The 16,583-nt window shown below is 45.8% G+C and carries 17 protein-coding genes and 1 pseudogene; 15 read left to right on the top strand and 3 right to left on the bottom strand.

Annotation, left to right across the window (positions count from 1 at the left end):
* Nucleotides 1–130 precede the first annotated feature (130 nt).
* The 14 genes from RIG27_RS25850 (at nucleotide 131) to RIG27_RS25785 (ending at nucleotide 13,140) form a co-directional block, all read left to right on the top strand.
* Nucleotides 131–2,605: an ATP-dependent Clp protease ATP-binding subunit gene (locus tag RIG27_RS25850; protein ID WP_446348130.1), complete on the top strand. Its 2,475-nt coding sequence runs from the start codon at nucleotides 131–133 to the stop codon at nucleotides 2,603–2,605.
* A 106-nt stretch (nucleotides 2,606–2,711) separates the two neighbouring features.
* On the top strand, nucleotides 2,712–3,122 hold the full coding sequence (locus tag RIG27_RS25845) for an ExbD/TolR family protein (protein WP_446348128.1): 411 nt from the start codon (nucleotides 2,712–2,714) through the stop codon (nucleotides 3,120–3,122).
* 667 nt (nucleotides 3,123–3,789) lie between these two features.
* Complete coding sequence (locus RIG27_RS25840; protein ID WP_446349983.1) at nucleotides 3,790–5,511, top strand: phage tail sheath family protein; 1,722 nt, start codon at nucleotides 3,790–3,792, stop codon at nucleotides 5,509–5,511.
* 448 nt (nucleotides 5,512–5,959) lie between these two features.
* Nucleotides 5,960–6,448: a phage tail protein gene (locus RIG27_RS25835; RefSeq protein WP_446349981.1), complete on the top strand. Its 489-nt coding sequence runs from the start codon at nucleotides 5,960–5,962 to the stop codon at nucleotides 6,446–6,448.
* 60 nt (nucleotides 6,449–6,508) lie between these two features.
* Nucleotides 6,509–6,997, top strand: a complete 489-nt coding sequence (locus RIG27_RS25830) for a phage tail protein (RefSeq protein ID WP_446349979.1) — start codon at nucleotides 6,509–6,511, stop codon at nucleotides 6,995–6,997.
* A 122-nt stretch (nucleotides 6,998–7,119) separates the two neighbouring features.
* The gene (locus RIG27_RS25825; RefSeq protein WP_446349977.1) at nucleotides 7,120–7,614 is read left to right on the top strand and encodes a phage tail protein; all 495 of its coding nucleotides are present in this window, start codon (nucleotides 7,120–7,122) and stop codon (nucleotides 7,612–7,614) included.
* Nucleotides 7,611–7,934 carry a hypothetical protein gene (locus RIG27_RS25820; RefSeq protein ID WP_446349975.1) on the top strand — a complete coding sequence of 108 codons (324 nt, stop codon included), beginning with the start codon at nucleotides 7,611–7,613 and terminating at the stop codon, nucleotides 7,932–7,934. The genes RIG27_RS25825 and RIG27_RS25820 overlap by 4 nt, the downstream gene beginning before the upstream one ends.
* A 229-nt stretch (nucleotides 7,935–8,163) precedes the next feature.
* Entirely contained in the window at nucleotides 8,164–8,481 is a 318-nt protein-coding gene (locus RIG27_RS25815; RefSeq protein ID WP_446349973.1) for a hypothetical protein, read from the top strand.
* Nucleotides 8,482–8,489: 8 nt separating this feature from the next.
* Complete coding sequence (locus RIG27_RS25810; RefSeq protein WP_446349971.1) at nucleotides 8,490–8,624, top strand: DUF6760 family protein; 135 nt, start codon at nucleotides 8,490–8,492, stop codon at nucleotides 8,622–8,624.
* A gap of 59 nt (nucleotides 8,625–8,683) precedes the next feature.
* Nucleotides 8,684–8,968 (top strand): SEC-C metal-binding domain-containing protein, encoded by a 285-nt coding sequence (locus RIG27_RS25805; protein ID WP_446349969.1) that lies wholly within the window; start codon nucleotides 8,684–8,686, stop codon nucleotides 8,966–8,968.
* On the top strand, nucleotides 8,968–10,302 hold the full coding sequence (locus RIG27_RS25800; protein WP_446349967.1) for a DUF4255 domain-containing protein: 1,335 nt from the start codon (nucleotides 8,968–8,970) through the stop codon (nucleotides 10,300–10,302). Before RIG27_RS25805 ends, RIG27_RS25800 begins: the two co-directional genes overlap by 1 nt.
* Nucleotides 10,303–10,374: 72 nt before the next feature.
* The gene (locus tag RIG27_RS25795) at nucleotides 10,375–10,596 is read left to right on the top strand and encodes a hypothetical protein (RefSeq protein ID WP_446348108.1); all 222 of its coding nucleotides are present in this window, start codon (nucleotides 10,375–10,377) and stop codon (nucleotides 10,594–10,596) included.
* A 1,057-nt stretch (nucleotides 10,597–11,653) separates the two neighbouring features.
* Nucleotides 11,654–11,911 (top strand): Asr1405/Asl0597 family protein, encoded by a 258-nt coding sequence (locus RIG27_RS25790; protein ID WP_446349965.1) that lies wholly within the window; start codon nucleotides 11,654–11,656, stop codon nucleotides 11,909–11,911.
* A 107-nt stretch (nucleotides 11,912–12,018) separates the two neighbouring features.
* Nucleotides 12,019–13,140, top strand: coding sequence for an ABC transporter ATP-binding protein (locus RIG27_RS25785; protein WP_446349963.1), 1,122 nt, complete (start codon nucleotides 12,019–12,021; stop codon nucleotides 13,138–13,140).
* A gap of 47 nt (nucleotides 13,141–13,187) precedes the next feature.
* Here RIG27_RS25785 and RIG27_RS25780 read toward each other — a convergent pair whose 3' ends face one another.
* On the bottom strand, nucleotides 13,188–13,913 hold the full coding sequence (locus RIG27_RS25780) for a hypothetical protein (protein WP_446349961.1): 726 nt from the start codon (nucleotides 13,911–13,913) through the stop codon (nucleotides 13,188–13,190).
* A gap of 130 nt (nucleotides 13,914–14,043) precedes the next feature.
* On the opposite strand from RIG27_RS25780, the pseudogene RIG27_RS25775 reads away from it, so the two are divergent.
* Nucleotides 14,044–14,425 (top strand): annotated as a pseudogene (locus RIG27_RS25775) (hypothetical protein).
* 519 nt (nucleotides 14,426–14,944) lie between these two features.
* Here RIG27_RS25775 and RIG27_RS25770 read toward each other — a convergent pair.
* Nucleotides 14,945–15,829 (bottom strand): class I fructose-bisphosphate aldolase, encoded by an 885-nt coding sequence (locus RIG27_RS25770; protein WP_446349959.1) that lies wholly within the window; start codon nucleotides 15,827–15,829, stop codon nucleotides 14,945–14,947.
* A 511-nt stretch (nucleotides 15,830–16,340) separates the two neighbouring features.
* Nucleotides 16,341–16,568 (bottom strand): hypothetical protein, encoded by a 228-nt coding sequence (locus RIG27_RS25765; RefSeq protein WP_044207172.1) that lies wholly within the window; start codon nucleotides 16,566–16,568, stop codon nucleotides 16,341–16,343.
* Nucleotides 16,569–16,583: the final 15 nt, after the last annotated feature.

Here is a 16,583-nt window from a genome sequence, read left to right as displayed (position 1 = left end):
TCCCCCATCTCCCTCATCTCCCCCATCTTTCCCAAAAATTTAGACGGGTTGTTGTATAGGAGACAGCCTGAGAAGTCTCCTATGCTAGAATCAGCGTACACGGGCACGCAACAGGTGATGGAAATACGCCATGTTTGAACGCTTTACAGAAAAAGCCATTAAGGTGATCATGCTAGCCCAGGAAGAGGCACGTCGCCTGGGGCACAACTTTGTCGGCACGGAGCAAATCCTTCTGGGTTTGATCGGGGAGGGAACTGGCGTCGCCGCCAAAGTTCTTAAGTCGATGGGTGTCAATCTTAAAGATGCCCGGATTGAAGTTGAGAAAATCATTGGTAGAGGTTCCGGCTTTGTCGCTGTGGAAATTCCCTTTACCCCTAGGGCAAAACGAGTCTTAGAATTATCACTCGAAGAAGCCCGCCAACTGGGTCATAACTATATCGGAACTGAGCATTTACTGCTGGGATTGATCCGGGAAGGCGAAGGGGTGGCGGCACGAGTTTTGGAAAATTTGGGTGTAGACCTGACCAAGGTGAGAACTCAAGTCATCCGGATGCTGGGCGAGACGGCAGAAGTCACCAGTGGCGCATCTTCGGGTCGCACGAAAACACCAACCTTAGATGAATTTGGTAGCAATCTGACCCAAATGGCGGGTGAAGGTAAACTTGATCCGGTAGTGGGACGCGCTAAAGAAATTGAGCGCGTTATCCAAATTTTGGGGCGCCGCACCAAAAATAACCCTGTATTAATTGGGGAACCTGGGGTGGGAAAAACCGCGATCGCAGAAGGATTGGCGCAGCGAATTGCCAATAACGATATCCCAGATATCTTAGAAGAAAAGCGCGTCGTTACCCTGGACATCGGGCTACTGGTGGCGGGAACGAAGTATCGAGGTGAGTTTGAAGAACGCCTCAAGAAAATCATGGATGAGATCCGTCAAGCTGCCAATGTAATTTTGGTGATTGATGAGGTTCATACCCTGATTGGTGCAGGTGCGGCTGAAGGAGCTATTGATGCCGCAAATATCCTGAAACCCGCTTTAGCTAGGGGCGAACTCCAATGTATCGGGGCGACAACCCTGGATGAGTATCGTAAACATATTGAACGGGATGCGGCATTAGAACGGCGCTTCCAACCCGTGATGGTAGGTGAACCCTCCGTTGAAGAGACGATTGAGATTTTATACGGGTTGCGCGAACGCTATGAACAGCATCACAAGCTGAAAATTTTAGATGAAGCCCTGGATGCAGCGGCGAAATTGTCGGATCGCTATATCTCGGATCGCTATTTACCCGATAAAGCGATTGACTTGATTGATGAAGCCGGTAGCCGGGTGCGTTTAATAAACTCCCAACTTCCCCCAGCGGCGAAGGAATTAGATAAGGAACTGCGACAAGTCCTTAAGGAAAAAGACGACGCCGTGCGATCGCAAGACTTTGACCGGGCAGGTGAACTGCGCGATCGGGAAATGGAAATTAAAGGCGAAATTCGCGCGATCGCTCAAAATAAAAAGGCGGAAACTGGAACCGATGATTCGCCGGTCGTCGATGAGGAAGATATCGCCCATATTGTCGCATCCTGGACGGGAGTACCCGTTAGCAAGCTGACTGAATCCGAGTCCGAGAAGCTGCTGCACATGGAAGATACACTGCATCAGCGCCTCATCGGTCAGGAAGATGCAGTGAAAGCGGTATCACGGGCGATTCGACGGGCAAGGGTAGGTTTAAAGAACCCCAACCGTCCCATCGCCAGTTTTGTCTTCTCTGGTCCTACCGGGGTGGGTAAAACTGAGTTAGCCAAATCCTTGGCGGCTTACTTCTTCGGGTCAGAAGAAGCGATGATTCGCTTGGATATGTCCGAGTACATGGAACGCCATACCGTCAGTAAATTGATTGGTTCGCCTCCAGGCTACGTCGGCTACAACGAAGGCGGTCAACTAACCGAAGCGGTACGTCGTCGTCCCTACACGGTGGTGCTATTCGACGAAATCGAAAAAGCCCATCCTGATGTCTTTAACATGCTGCTGCAAATCCTGGAAGACGGGCGTCTCACCGATGCTAAAGGGCGGACAGTAGACTTTAAGAACACCCTATTGATCATGACCTCTAATATTGGGTCTAAGGTGATTGAAAAAGGTGGCGGTGGTTTAGGCTTTGAGTTAAGTGACAATGAAGCCGAATCCCAGTACAACCGCATCCGTTCTTTGGTCAACGAGGAACTCAAGCAGTACTTCCGTCCCGAATTCCTCAACCGTTTGGATGAGATTATTGTCTTCCGTCAGCTAAGCAAAGACGAGATCAAGGAAATCTGCGATATCCTACTGCGGGAAGTCTTCAAGCGTCTCACCGAAAAGGGAATTGCCTTGGAAGTCACCGATCGCTTCAAAGAACGGTTGGTGGAAGAAGGGTACAGTCCATCTTACGGCGCAAGACCCCTACGTCGGGCAATCATGCGCTTGTTAGAAGACGTATTAGCAGAAGAAATCCTTTCGACTCGCCTGCAAGAAGGAGACAGTGCGATCGTCGATGTGGATGAAGAGGGCAAAGTGAAAGTGATTCCCGGAGAACCTGGGGAACAACGGGAACTTTTACCTCAAGGTGCTGAATAATCCACTCGATTGATAATTCCCTTATGGCGGTAGAGAAGGTTAGCCTTTTCTACCGTTTTTGTCGCAGAGGGCAGAAGGCAGAAGGCAGAGGGCAGAAGGTTGAGTTATGCGTATACTTGATGATTTAGAAACACCGTTCCAGATTAATATTGTGCCGATGATTGATGCAATATTCGCAATCTTGGCATTTTTTATCATTTCAACGCTTTATTTAACCCGATCTGAAGGACTACCTGTTAATTTACCGACAGCGATAACCGCAGAGAGTCAGGTACAAGACCGAATAATTACGGTCACGATTCAGGCAAATGGAGCCATTTTTATTAACCAAGAACCGATTGAATTATCACAACTTGAAGTAGGGATAGAGTCATTAGTAACAGGAGATTCTCCATTCTTAGTGATTATTAATGCCGATGAAAATGTCCCTCATGGTCGAGTCGTTAGCGTTATGGATCGCTTACGGTTAGTCCAAGGAATTCGTTTAGCGATCGCGGCAGTAGAAGCAATGAGATAAGCCGTTCAGCATTTAAACCTTAATGTCTATAATGACGAAATCCCTGTAGTGCTAGCCAGAAAGCTCGCTACTAATACCCAATTTAAATGGAATGGTACTGAAAATTTACATTTTGGGAGCGCCAAAACCTTGATATACCGTAGGGTGGGCATTGCCCACCAGCCTTACAGCACTTTCACGCCACGGTGGGCTCTTCCGGATGCTTGGTGGAAAATGTAGCAAATAATACGATTTAAACTGAATTAAGCTAAAAAATGCTAAACCACCATCATAGCCCACAATCGGGCAAACTCCTCAAATCGGCACGGGCAAACCTAAACATTTTTTAAAATTTAATTTATAATTCGTAAAGATATTTATCGCAAATTTTCGACCCTAGTCTAATAAAATAGCTAAAGTTAGCTTGCTGGTTGCGACAAAAGGGAATGACTCCTGTACGAACAGGTTCTGACATGCTATCACGGAAAGATATTATCTCAGAGATTGGCTACAGCCAGCAGCATTACGGAATGGATTAGGGATTCCGCAACGTCCAGTTTTGTCGGCGTGGACGCTGGTTCCCTGTAATATGCACAGACAACTTCTCTTGTCAAGATCTTATAGAATTTGACACTCTCAGGTTTTTTTCTGTTCGCTGATTTAAATTTTAAATGGAGGAATATGACTCATGCCATTAGATTATTTTGCACCAGGAGTCTACGTTGAAGAGGTAGACCGAGGCAGTCGCCCGATAGAGGGCATTAGTATGAGTGTCGCTGGGTTTATTGGGTTTACCGAGGATATACGCGGTGACGCCGAATTATTTAAACCCATGCTGATTACCACTTGGGATCAGTACTTACAGTCCTTTGCCAAAGAAGGCTCCGATGGGTTTACGGACTTTGACGCCTATTTACCCTTTGCGGTTCAAGGGTGGTTTCTCAATGGTGGGGGTCGCTGTTGGGTGACCAGTATTGGTACAAAACTTCCCGGTTCTGAACCGCCGCCAATCGAGCAAACAGGGACTAAGATTCTCACAGCCGGAAATCGCCCCTCTTTACAATTCACGCTTAAACCGGCTGAATCTGAATCAGAAGAAGGGGGAGCCTTAGCGCTACCCGGTGCAGATGAACCTCGGCTGCGGATGGTGATTCAAGAAAGCACACCCAAACCCTTACCCGAAGACGCACCAGAGGATGCCGAACCTCCGTACAATACCGGTGAATTCTTTGACCTGATTGTGGCACGGGGCGACGAGGTATTGGAACGGTATGACCACCTGACGATGAATCCCGAAGTGGAAACTCAGGTAGCTGACTATGTAGTTACCGCCGTAGAAAGTTCTGAATTTATCCAGGCGGTTGACATTTCCCAAAGCGGACAACCCCTGTCACGGCGACCTATGCAGGGAGCGTATGAGATTACACCGCCCCCCTATATTTCTGACCCGGAACACTTTGCCCGTGATTTACAAGGACAACGGGATGACCGCACGGGGACACAGGGGATTTTTGAAATTGATGAAGTCGCCATGATTGCTTGTCCTGACTTGATGAAGGTGTATCAAGAGGGATTGATGAACTTGGAGCAAGTTCACGGTGTCATGGAAATGATGCTGAGTATGTGCGAGAATTCCTTCCCTGGTCCAGCTTACCGGATGGCGGTTCTTGATGCACCTCCGGTCAAGCCGACGAAAGGAGATACCCCGGTTTCGGCTGACCAACAGAAGCCTCAAGATGTCGCGGCTTGGTTAAAACTGTTTAACCGACGTTCCATGTTTGGCGCTCTTTATTATCCTTGGATTAAAGTAGCGAATCCTCGCAATGGTGGGCGTCCCATGTATGTCCCCCCCTGTGGTCACATGATGGGGATTTGGTGTCGCACGGATGAGACACGCGGCGTGTTCAAAGCACCCGCTAACGAAACACCGCGCGGTGTGACTGGTTTAGCCTATGACACCAATATGCGGGAACAGGAACTGTTGAACCCGATGGGGATTAACTGTATCCGGAACTTTGCCAATTACAACCGAGGTTACAAGGTTTGGGGCGCTCGCACGTTGGTAGAACCGGATAACGTGCAATGGCGTTATATCAGTGTCCGCCGCTTACTCAGCTACATTGAGAAATCCATTGAAATTGGGACACAGTGGGTGGTGTTCGAGCCAAATGACCAAATTCTCTGGGCGCGTGTACGCCGCACGGTTAATAATTTCCTAGAACGGCTGTGGCGTGAAGGAGCATTGTTTGGAACTGCGCCTTCGGAATCGTTCTATGTCAAATGCGATGCCGAAATCAATACCCATGAGACAATTATGCTCGGTCGTCTCTATGTAGAAGTCGGTGTTTGTCCAGTACGTCCGGCTGAATTTGTGATCTTCCGGATTAGTCAGTGGGCACCGAATCAATAGGTGACACCACAACCTCCTACCTAAGTAATCGCTTTAGGTAGGGGTTAAAACGCCATTTAGGGGCGACCCACTGGCATTAATGGACAACTCTAGAAACAGGGCGGGTTTAGTCACATCGAGGTGCAACCGAAAAGATAGTAGTAAAACCCGCCCCTACATCGGGTCGCCCTGAATTCAGGTAAAGTAAATAATTGTAACGAAAAAGGGTTTAGAAAAATACAATAGAAAGGGAATGAAACCGGAATTTCATCGAACGTTTAACAGCACCTCACAGACCTTGACATTTTGTAATCGTTATGAGCAAAAAATTATGCTATAACAGAAGTCTCTAACTGTTAAACTGTCTGATTATGGTCTGATGGTTTGGTCAATGTGTTAACTTATGTATCGCCAACACATCGAAACAAGTCAAGGTTAACTATTAACTTGAGAATAAGGAGATAAAGATATGGCTGCCGAACTAAAAGGTCTTGCCCCTAGTAGTTTTTCCTGTGATATTGATGGTTTGGGTGAACTTTCATTTCAAAGTGTGAAAGTTCCTGATTACAAGCCGAAACTAGCGGGTGAATCCGCCGTGGTGGGTTCAATGAAAGGTGGGAAATCCGAGCGGCAGATTAACTCGGCGGGCTTTGAGGAAGTGGTTACTTTTGATTTAGTCTGCCTTTCTAGTCCAAGTCCCACCAGTGCTAGTGTAGTCATGTGGAAATGGTTCAAAGCTTGCCTCCCTCCCTCCGATGGCGGTGAAGGAAAATGGGCTGATAACAAAAAAACAGGAAGTATCTTTGCCTACAGTCATGATGATGCAATTATCGCCCAATGGGACTTCCAAGAAGGGTGGGTCTCGAAAATGAGCCTTTCCGAATTGGATGTCAACGGCAAAGATTATCTCAAAGAAACCTGGACAATAGTGTGCGAAAATTGCACCCGCGTGATGTAGGACGTTTGAGGGATTTGATCATCAGCTATTTAATGAACTGAATTATCTGGGAGTTGAACCATGGGAGATATTGAATATAACACAAACGCTGCTTTCTTTTTTGATTGTGATGGAATGGAGATAGTCGTCGAAAAATGTACGATTCCTGCGATTGAAATGAAAGTGGCAGCAGGAAGCGGAGCCATCGGCTGCGGCAGAGATGGGAAAACCCAAACCCAAGCTACCCCGGGTGCAGTCGAGTATGGTTCTGCTCTTAAACTCGAATATGTGGCAGGTAACGAGGGAGATCAACAGAAAATAACCGATTGGTATAAGAAATGCCACGCCTCCTCGTTCTCCGGTGGAGCTACAGAGTCGAGGAAAAACCGAAAAACAGCATCACTGTTTATTTACGATATGAATGGTAATATTGGGGCGCAGTACGATTTCATCGATTGCTTCCCCAGCAACCTCACCCAAACCAGTCAATTAGATGTTAGTAAGCCGGGAGAACTGGCGAAAGATACGATGGAGATTCGGTTCACGAAAATGGTACGGGCAGACGTGTGATGTGAGTATTGCCTCAATTCGTAATCTAGTTTGTTTAATAAGCTGCCTGGGTGTTTGTTTAAAAAACACCGGGCAGTGTTTTGTCCATTGCCGGATAACATGAAAGGCAAAGGAGGTGAACAATGGCAGAAGTTGAAATTCTGACGCGATCGCGCTTTTATTTAGAGTTAATCTTAGATGGGAGTAACGACGCTGTCGATGGTTTGTTTCAGGAATGTGCGGGCTTTAAGGCAACTCAGGACATTGTTGAAGTCTGCGAGGTAACGCCGCAGAAGTGGGGTAAAAGCGGGAATTCTAGAGGTAGAATGGTTCGCACTAAGGTTCCGGGTAATATCACCTACACCAATCTCACCTTGAAACGAGGCTTAAATATCTCCATGACCTTGTGGAATTGGCTGAATTCCGTACAGGAAGGCGCGAATTGGCAAGATCAACGGCGTAATGGTGCATTAGTCCTCTATGATACGGCATCTAAGGAGCAGTTTCGATTTGAATTTAAAGGCGCGTGGCCCGTTAGCTATAAAATTTCCGATTTGACTGTCACAGGAGATGAGTATCAAATCGAAGAAGTCGAGGTGACAGTTGAACAATTAACACGGATTAAGCCAGGTACATGATTCAAACCGAGTTTGAATTTGAGCTTCCCAAAGGATATCTGGATGGGGAAGGAAACTTACACCGCAAGGGGGTAATGCGGTTAGCGCGGGCGATTGATGAAATCGTTCCTATGCGTGATCCTCGCGTGAAATCTAATCCCGCGTATGCCACGGTGATTATTTTATCAAGAGTCATTTTACGTTTGGGGGCTTTAGATGAAGTCACTCCTACAATAATTGAAAATTTGTTTACCTGTGATCTCAATTATTTGCAACAATTTTATCGGCAAATTAACGAATTAGAATCTGATAATCAAGTAGAACAAAGTTCTAGTTTGTAGGCACAATCTCAATCAATATCATCTGACTAGAAGTGAGATAAAATTTATTTTTTTCAAAGATAAATTTCAAAAAGCAGGTTTTGATACAGGTGGTTAAGTAAAGGGCGACCCGATCCAATTAAATGGATAAACTTGTTGATTGATGCAGCGGGTCGCCCCTACAGGAAAACTAAAAAGACGAAGAACGAAGGGCAAATGACAAATGACAAATGACAAATGACCAATAACTATGGACTCTACCTATTTTGAATTTACTCTACCCAAAGGTTTTGTTGATACCAATGGTGGTATTCATCGGCATGGGATAATGCGTCTAGTCACCGGGAAAGATGAGATTGTAGTTCACCAAGATAGCCGCGTGCAGAAAGAATCTTACTACCGCATTTTGGTTATTTTGTCTAGATCTATCACCCGTCTCGGCAACCTTTCTCCGGTTACACCAAAACTCTTAGAACAACTTTTTTTAGTAGATTTAATTTACTTACAGAACTTTTTCAATCATATCAATCAGCATCAGGGAGGAATGGCGCGATCGGGGGAATATTAGGCTACCCCTTGGATCGTTTATACCAAGAGGTAGCCTTAATTGCTTTTTACTTTCACTGGTCATTAGACGATATCCTTAACCTAGACCATAAAGAACGGCTGCGCTGGGTTACAGAAATCCGCCGATTCACGAATGACAAATGACGAATGACGAATGACGAATGACGAATGACGAATGACAAATGACAAATGACAAATGACAAATGACGAAATTTGCCTTCCCCTTGTCAGAAACCGCTGTTCAGGTAAAAATAGGGTCACAGTTGATCGAGTGTATCCCTGAGTTAGACCAAGCTCAAGTGCTTGTAGATACGGAACCACCAGCCGATTATTTTGATGATCTGCCTTCATTCAATCCCCTATTTGCTCAAGGTGTTAGCACTCGCCCCTGTCCCTGTGGATCAGGTCAATTGTTTCAAGCGTGTCATGGCAGCTTAACTATCAACTGTCAATCGTCAACCGTGGAAACCTCTGAGTCATCATCATAATGAGTAATTCTCTAGCCATTGCTACCGTAACTGCAACTCTCCAACGAATTGTACAGACGTCGATTCAGGACGATATTAGTGGGGCAATGGTGACCACACTACGACCCAATGAAGTGGGAACAGCAACTCCCCAAGTGGGCGTGAATGTCTTTCTTTACCAGGTTCAGATTAACCATGCTTGGCGTCAACAAGCTGAAGTACAAGCCCGCAGTCGGGGAAACCCAGGTGCCAAGCGATCGCAAACTGCCCTAGACTTACATTACATGATCAGTTTCTACGGGAATGATAACGACTTACAACCGCAACGGTTGATGGGTAGTGTGATGGGTGGTCTTAACGACTGGCGTACCCTGAAAAAAGAGAGAATTCAGCAAACCCTCCACGATTCTACCTATCACTATTTATTAGAGTCTGACCTACCGGATCAGATCCAAGAAATCTCCCTGTGGCCCCTCGATTTGTCCTTAGAAGATTTATCTAAAGCCTGGTCAGCTTTTTTTCAAACCACTTACTTGTTATCTGTGGCTTATCGGGCTAGGGTAATTATGCTCGAAGGGCAAGATACAGGCAAGAGACCTCTGCCAGTACGGGCTCGTTCTTTAGAGGGAATTGTTCCCTTTACTAATCAGCCGAAAATTGATCGGATCATTTCTGAAGCTGGGCGATTGGAACCCATCTTAGCCGATAGTACGGTGTTAATTCAAGGGAACCATTTACAAAGTGATATCACCCAAGTTTGGATTGGGGAAATGGAAGTCACCCCCAGTGAAATCACCGACACCCAAATTGTATTACCCCTTTCCTCTATACCCACTGAATCATTACAGGCGGGGATGCATAGTCTCCAGGTGGTGCATCGTCTGGCAAAAGTGATGCCACCCACATCGAGTAATGGTAATGGCGTCAGTGGGAATGGGGGTCAGATGCAAACGGTTAATCAGCCTCAAACCTTTGTTTCTAGTATTCAGTCGAATGTATCTCCGTTGGTGATTCGTCCCACAATTACAAAAACTACGGTGTCTAAAAAAGAGGTCGATGATGAAGATTTGCGGTCTGCGGAAATACGGGTACGATCCAATTTAACCGTAGGCAAAAAGCAGCGCGTTTTGTTAGCCATGAATGAAATTGACACGAATCAACCGGCGGCTTATTTGTTTGAAGCGTCTCCTCGCCAGACGGATGTGATTTGGGTGTCTTTCCCGGTTGAACGGATGAAAGGAGGGCGCTATTTAGTTCGTTTGTTGGTTGATGGTGCAGAAAGTCCGCTGATTGTGGATACTGAACCCGATAGTCCCACATTTAATCAGTATGTGAGTCCGAGAATCTCGATTTAAAGGGTTGATTGTTCATTGGTTTTGACATCCTAAATTTGTGCTAGTTGGTTATTCTTTATCCCTGAGAAGACGATGGACGAAGATATTATCAGACAAAAACTTAATCAAGAGTTAGATGCGATTAGTATTAACAAGTTGACCCAATTGGGAAATCAAGCGGTTCAGCTAGGGCTAATTGCCGGTCACGGTTATCACAAGGGTAAATATGAAATTCTGCGTCAGGGTGAGGCGTTACTGATGTCGCCTGATGAAGCTCAAACTTATTTGGAAAAGCTTATTCAAGACGTGATATGAAGCGGAGGAAGAGAACAACCCAGAATCGTTGCCCTGCGAGTGTCTTCCTCGCTATGGTGCTATTTTTTTTACAAATCCTGTCTTATTTTTGTTGATTTGCGCCATTTGGCAATTATGGATTTTTTATTAGAGTATTTTGAGGAGATTCCAGAAAAACTTAGAACGATTTTTTGTTCCCCATTTCACAAAACTTAGTACAGTGATGTAGGGTGGGCAAGAGTGGTAAACATGGAAACCCCTATCACATTCTTTGTTGCTCTTGCCCACCACACGGCGATAGGTAAACAGCCCCTTCTCCCCACCATGGGCAACAGATATACTACAGAGATACTATAGAAGTCACGCGATCGCGAATACCAAGATCACTTCTACTTCGGATCAAGCGCCGCCTGTTCGTAGTCAGCACGCTTCGTGCTGGAAAATAAAATAGTTTAAGGCACCAAGCGTGCCTACTACAAGCAATTTTACTTAAATTAGGGAAGCCCACATTCCCATTTAAGACTTGAGTCTAAACCAGAATGTGAGCTTACCCTGTCAGGGCTTCACGGGTTCATTTATCTGCCTTTATATAGGGTTTTTTCAGGCAGGGTGCTTTCGCTTTCTCTATTGTGCAGCCGAACCTCAACCAATTGGGTATAGTTTTGATGAAATCTGCTCGGATAAATATTAAATTTCTGTGAAAGTTGCCCCGACAGGTCGCTTTTGACACAGTTCAATTACTCGAATAGATTTTACGGTTAAATCGGGCGTAAGACCCTGCATTGGTGTCAACTTAAACCACAGCCCTTACCCCCATCGCCTCTGCCAAGCTTGGGAGAGGGGTTGGGTGAGGGAGTTCTAATAAACCATGGAGCTAGCTGGAGGAGAAGCAGTATCATTCCTGCGTCATTGTCTTTTAGCCGATTAATTGATAAAGATTAGCATTTGACTGCTACCTAGCTTACACTAGGATACGGGAGTGAAATCCGGCTTAAACTCCCTTTCACAGCAGTTCTTATGGAAAATTTAATGTCTGGCGACAGACATTAATGATAATATATTGCATTTTGAGAGAAAAATGAATCCCTGGAGTTCCCAACCCAAAACTGGTCAAGTGATTAACATTAATCAAGCTGATCGGTGGCAAGTGTACCGCCGTTTACAGGAACTATCGATGGCGAGTCACTGCGGGATGAACCAGCCACTCACCGCTGAGATTCATGATCCAGTGACGGCGATTCAACTGTGGAGTGTGGTCAGACAGTTAACTGTACCACGCCGAGATCTAGCCTCTTGGCTGTCGGACTGCTGGCGGCTTCCTAGCCGCAAAAAGTAGGGAGATGAGGGAGCAGGGAAAGCAGGGGGAGGTAAGAAACGATAATAGTAAAACCCGCCCCTACAAGCCCGGTTCCCTCGAAAGTCGTGAAGGGTCAAAAACATTCTATGGAACAAGCAGCGATTCTACATCTAGAGGACATTACCAAGCACTATGATCAACATACGACTCCAGCCGTTAATCATGTGACGCTGACTTTGCGTCAAGGTGATTTACTGGCGTTATTAGGTCCCTCTGGCTGTGGCAAAACCACTCTATTGCGGATTGTGGCAGGGTTTGAACGTCCTCAGTCGGGACTGGTTGTTTTGGCTGGACGCCCCGTGACGGGTTCCGGGTATTGGATACCTCCAGAACAACGGAACACAGGTATGGTTTTTCAAGATTATGCCTTATTCCCTCACCTGAATGTGGCGGACAATGTTGCTTTTGGCTTAAAAAACCGCCGCAGTGGGATGAGTCGGACTTCTATTAAGAAAAATACGGCTGACGCGATCGCACTGGTAGGATTATCAGGATTAGAGAAACGCTACCCTCACGAACTATCCGGAGGACAACAGCAGCGAGTCGCCCTCGCCCGGGCGTTAGCACCACGTCCCAGTTTAATCCTGTTAGATGAACCATTGAGTAATCTGGATGTGCAAGTGCGTCTGCGGTTGCGCCAAGAAGTGCGATCCATCCTTAAAGAAATCGGCACATCCGCAATTTTTGTTACCCACGACAGAGAAGAAGCCCTATCCATCTCCGATCAAGTGGGGGTGATGCGGGCTGGATGTTTAGAACAGTTGGGAACCCCTGAAGAAATTTATACCAACCCAGCCTCTCGTTTTGTCGCTGAATTCGTCACCCAAGCCAATTTCTTACCCGCCCGTCGTCGGGGACAGTTATGGGAAACTGAGGTGGGTTCGTTTAAAATCAGCAATGGAGAATGTCCCGGTAACATCCAATTCCCGAATGATGCCATTCCAGATTGTGGGGAATTAATGCTGCGGGAAGAAAACGTAATTCTCAAACCCGATAATGATGCACCCGTCTTGATTCGCGATCGCCATTTTTTAGGTCGGGAGTATCGGTATTGTCTCCAAACCCCGTCCGGTAAAGAACTCCATGCTCGCACCGCCCTGAATACACCCTTACCTGTGGGAATCAGAGTTCAATTATCTGTGGCTGATTCATCGATCCCAATTTTCCCCGCAATTGCCACAAGTACACCCCTAACTCCAGCCTATTAGTAGTTCGTAGTAAGGGCTTTAGCCCTTTTTAGCCCTTCTTCTTTGATCTACGGCTTTTTAGACTGGAGAATCTTCTCAATTTGGGGCTGGTGGCGAGCAATCACAACCAAGCGATCGCCCAATAGAAGTTGTTCATTTTTGGGTGGATTAACCAATGTCTCTCGATGTCTCTGAGTTTGCCGTTCCACAGCAACTAAAATACTCTCTAGCTCCTCTTTTAGCCATTGAGCCGCATTCCAGAATGAAATACCATTCCATTGTTGAGGTAGAGGAATTTTATAGATTTGGTTTCCCATTTGCACAGTAAGTAGTTCCGCTAGCACATCCACAGAACCCCAATTTCGCACTGAAGTCGCCATTAAATGACTCGCCAATTCATCTGCGACAATCACATCTTCCACTCCCGCTACTCGCAGTTGCACATTATTTTTGCCATCAAGAAGTTGAGCGCAGGTATAGATACCCGGATGCAGTTTTTCAATCGTTAATGCCGCTAAAACAGTTCGGGCATCCCGATCCTGATCACTGCGCGGATGTGTGGCATGGCGTTTATTTTTAGCAGCAAAATAGCGAATTGTCAACTCGATAATAAAGATGCCAGTGAGTAGTTCTTGAGTCAAATAGACAAGTTTATAGGCTTGACCTTGACTGTCAAGCGTGACTTCGGCAATCACAAGAATTACGGAAAGCAGAATGAGCAGGATCAGCGCCAGTTCAGTTTGGGGAGTGTGGATAAAGCGATCTAAACGGGCTTGTAAAGTTTTGTTGGGCATATTGAGGTATGAGAATCTATGTCAATCTAAATTCACCAGACATTTATTTATACTGACAGTAGCGCTTAAAAGGTCTTGTTCTATGGCGGTCAAAAACTCCCAAACCCATACAGCTCGCAAATCCCAGGCGATGTCCAACCTACCGCCCCTAGAAAATGGCGATCGCTTAACCAGAAAAGAATTTGAGCGACGCTATGAAGCAACGACAACGATAAAGAAAGCGGAACTGATTGAAGGAGTGGTTTACGTGGCGTCACCGTTACGCTTTGAGCCTCATGCTGAATCTCTGGCAATTTTATGACCAACGCCTCGATTGGTTTCAATTATGAGAAGGCGACTATGTTTCCCTACAACCGGATGATGGAGGGATTGTCAGGAGTGATGTTTTTCCGGGATTGTGGTTAGCTGTACCCGCCTTGTTAGCAGGGGATTTGGCTCAAGTGCTGTCAGTATTGCAGGAGGGATTGGCGACACCGGAACATGGGGCATTTGTTGAGCAGTTAAGGGAGTAATAACTGAAAGGATGTCCTCGGTATTTAAGCCGATCATGATGGGAGTTAGCATTAGCATTAGAAGGAATGTCTAGATCTGTGAGGTGTCGCTTAACACGACGAAGTTGACGTTCCCGTCCTCGATCCAATTGTTTGAGTTGGGAACAAACAATACGCCGCCCTTTAAGTTCTTTAAAACCAACACACCAACAAAATACTGAAGGTGCGTCTGGTGGAGTTCCGATTTGCTTGCGCCCAACGGACATTGAAATAAGTCTCTGATGCAATCTATAAAGAATTTGATCTTTGCTTCTTCGCGTACCAGGAGAATATGATTTTTCAGAAGAATTTGTTGATTTCTGCTTAACGCCCCGGACTCGTCCGCTACTAGTCTATTCAAAATATCCTTCGGTTTCAACTCAACAGTCAAAGTGAGGAAGTTAAAGTTTTGTGTAGGGGCGGGTTTCACCATTATCGTGACTTATCTCGCAACAGATGTAACTAAACCCGCCCCGACCAAGGTTTAAATGCAATTCAGGATTAAGCAATGGTCACGTCGCCGGATAAGTAAACATCCTGAATCGTGTGGAACAGCTTAACACCTTCCTCGAAAGGTCGCTGAAATGTCTTGCGTCCAGAAATCAATCCACAACCACCAGCGCGTTTATTAATCACAGCGGTGCGAACAGCTTGGGCAAAATCATTTTTCCCCGATGAACCGCCAGAATTAATTAAACCTGCACGACCCGCATAGCAATTAAGAACTTGATAACGAGTTAAATCAATGGGGTGATCAGTAGTGAGTTCAGAGTAGACCCGATCATCCGTTCTGCCATATTTCTCGCCTGTAGCTTTGGCAACCGCACCATAGCCATTGTTGCATTCGGGCTGTTTCTGCTTGATAATATCGGCTTCAATGGTAACGCCAAGATGATTAGCTTGACCCGTGAGATCAGCCGAAAGATGATAATCTTTATCTTGCTTAAAAACGCTATTGCGTAAATAGCACCACAAAATTGTTGCCATTCCCAATTCGTGGGCGCGGGCAAATGCTCGACTCACTTCCTCGATTTGGCGGCTCGATTCCTCAGACCCAAAGTAAATCGTAGCACCAACAGCTACGGCGCCTAAGTTCCAGGCTTGCTCGACACTGGCAAACATAAGCTGATCATATCGATTCGGATACGTCAGCATTTCATTGTGGTTCAGTTTAGCAATGAAGGGGATGCGGTGGGCATACTTGCGGGAAACCATACCCAAAACCCCTAACGTCGTAGCAACGGCATTACAACCCCCTTCCAAGGCAAGTTTGAGAATGTTTTCCGGGTCAAAGTAGACCGGGTTCGGGGCAAAAGAGGCGGCGGCGGAATGTTCAATCCCTTGGTCTACGGGTAGGATAGACAAATAAGCTGACACCGCAAGCATCGAAGTAATGCGTAAATGGTCACTTTATTTTCGTGGCGTTGTATTAAACACGAAGTAGTCGGATTTTCATTAAAGTTAACGGTTGAGATTAGGGAACAGGGAACAGTACAGTAAGGATTTGAGGCTTGTTAACATTTCTTGCTACAGCGGACAGAGTTGATGTCCAGGTACTTACTCCTGTAATCAGAACTGTATGCTATATAGACGTAAACTGCTTGGTTTCTACTTAACCCAGAGAAGCGTCACTACTCATATTCGGTTGGGTGACATTCGATTAAGGACAGGTTTTGTGGATTGGTTATCGGTTATGAACTCTCCGGAGCGCGTCAATCCGCCCCGACAATAGTGTGACTTCATTTTTTCAGAATGGACTGAAAAAGAAGGTAAAGAGTTTGATTATTGACAAGTTGATACGTTGCGGCTTGATTCGATTCCTTTCGGTTTAGTTAATAATTAGTTTCTACGACTTCCTATTTGCCACGTCTTTTTTATTTAAGCCGATTAAACTTAATCAGGAGTCTTGGGGAATAGTATTTTGACCTTCCAATAATTTTAGATAGGAGTAGGGTACAGATAGGGGCCACGTAATAGTGGCGACAACGAAACAAACTCCACAGCTAAATTTATCGTCTTCCGATAAGGTATTATCTTCTTGTAAACAGGTAAACCACTTGTTTAACAAGCGCATAGCTACGACTAAGTAAAGAGTAACTGAGCTAACTAACATGATATGCAACATAATAAGCTTACCTTC

Origin of the sequence: Coleofasciculus sp. F4-SAH-05 (assembly GCF_040222985.1) — a bacterium.
Lineage (GTDB): Bacteria > Cyanobacteriota > Cyanobacteriia > Cyanobacteriales > Coleofasciculaceae > Coleofasciculus > Coleofasciculus chthonoplastes.
The sequence above is the reverse complement of the archived record's forward strand: the minus strand, read 5'-3'. Positions and strand labels throughout refer to the sequence as shown.